Raw genomic sequence first — 1942 nt, forward strand, 5'->3', positions numbered from 1 at the left:
TATGGGTTCCCGTAGCGGCTCCTAGATACCATCCCTTTCTATCCCATTTACTCGCTTGATCCCCCCCAGCCCCCCGTGATCATTGGGGGGAGTCCGGAAATGTATCTTAAAAGTCCCCCTTATTAAGGGGGATTTAGGGGGATCCAAACCCACGGCAAAAACCACAAGTTCAATTCTTGTAAAATGTGCGATCGCCAACAAAGACAATTTCATCTACCTTATAACTCCAATTTAGTAAGCAGAGCTAGAGAATTAAGGAAAACTATGACACCAGCCGAGAAAAAGCTGTGGTCTGACTATTTGAAAATTTTTAAATTTAGAGTCTTGCGACAAAGACCGATAGGTAATTTTATTTTTGACTTTTATTGCGCTGCTTTAAAATTAGTTATTGAAGTTGATGGAGAGTCTCATTATACAGAAGCTGGCCAAGCTTATGATAAAGAAAGAAGTCAGATTATTGAAGGTTATGGATTAAAAGTAATTCGATTTACCAATGATGAAGTATTGCATAATTTTGAAGCAGTGTGCTATCGGATAAGCAGTGAGCTTCCCTCTAACACAACTTAGAGCTGTTTCAAAATTTAATAATTTAACGATTTTATCGAATTTTTTTAGGGATTAGGAATGAGGGTAATGGTCTTAGTTGGAGGAGTGGGTTTGCTTAGCGGCTCCTACATACCATCCCTTTCTATTGCATTTACTCGCTCGATCCCCCCCAGCCCCCCCCGTGATCATTGGGGGGAGTCCGGAAATCTATCTCAAAAGCCTGATTATTGTAAGAAGTCCGGAAATTTATCTGAAAAGTCCCCCTTATTAAGGGGGATTTAGGGGGATCAAAACCCACGCAAAAAACCCTACTCCCTAAATTGCTATAATTAATATAGCGGTTTTCAATTTGGTGAGGTACAGATTTCCTGGTTTTAGGGAACAGGGAACAGGGAAAAAATTCTGTGTACCTCATTAGGATAAAAACCGCTATATAGCAACTCTCTATGCCATGAGGTACAAAGAGATCCCCCTAAATCCCCCTTATCAAGGGGGACTTTGAGGTTGAGAAGCGTACCTCATAAATCATAGAAACGCTATAGCATCGAACATAATTACCTATAAATTATGGAACCATTCTCCTTTTTGGCTAGTTTAGAACTATCGAAAATCGCGTCACCGTTGTTAGGTACTGTTGCGGGAGAAGCAGGTAAGCGTATAGTTAAAGCTCTGACGAAAAGCGATGTAGAGAAGGCAATCAAAGCGGGAGAAGACGCAGTTAAGGAATGGGAAAAACAACTGGAACCGAGCCAACTGTTATTTTTTCACGCTCCACCGGATGGATTGCATGGAGTTAAAAGTTTTTTGCAGGGCTATTTTACTAACTCGGCGGTTTTGGAACAATTACATAAACCGTTAATTAATCAAGGTAAGCCAGACCGGGATATTTTAATCAGGGTATTTCAACAGCAAGCTGAAACCCATAACATTAAACTAAATCAAGATAGTCTCAAACCTTGGATAGAGAGATTTGTTAATGCTTATTTTCAGCATACGGTTACTTATCTAAAATTTCAGGTAGCTAAACAGGATTATTGTGAGCAGTTAGCTAACTGGTTTGATGATGTCAAGTTTGCTGGCATTGCTGTGCCTGGGCAAGAGGTAGAGAAATCGGAGAAGTTAGCTCAGATTTTTGTAATGCCCGATGTGGTGGAAGAGGTATCAACTGCTGGCGGTTGGGAGCGGGAGTTGTTAGCAGCAGAAAGTGGGGAAAAGCCGGAAAGGGCGTTGTTGGAAAAGACGACTGGACGGAAATTTTTGGCTCAGCAGCTATTGAGCCAAAGTCAGTCGAGACGAGTGGTGATATTGGGTGCGCCTGGTTCGGGAAAAACCACGTTGATGAGTTATTTTGCGGTAATGTTGGCTGAGAGCAAAGCTGAGGTTTTGGGATTAGATG

General features: G+C 41.6%; 1 protein-coding gene and 1 pseudogene. Both read left to right on the forward strand.

All coding sequences use genetic code 11. The features are described from left to right. The first annotated feature begins 183 nt into the window (after nucleotides 1-183). Nucleotides 184-567, forward strand: coding sequence for an endonuclease domain-containing protein (locus tag F6K20_RS36440; RefSeq protein WP_044493053.1), 384 nt, complete (start codon nucleotides 184-186; stop codon nucleotides 565-567). A gap of 546 nt (nucleotides 568-1113) precedes the next feature. Next, nucleotides 1114-1942 (forward strand): annotated as a pseudogene (locus F6K20_RS36445) (signal transduction protein); the annotation flags it as partial.

It is taken from the genome of Moorena sp. SIO2C4 (assembly GCF_010672485.1).
Lineage (GTDB): Bacteria > Cyanobacteriota > Cyanobacteriia > Cyanobacteriales > Coleofasciculaceae > Moorena > Moorena producens.

Bases quoted from the DNA above. Each gene is read 5' to 3' on its own strand.
- F6K20_RS36440 (WP_044493053.1), top strand. From the start codon at position 184: ATGTGCGATCGCCAACAAAGACAATTTCATCTACCTTATAACTCCAAT.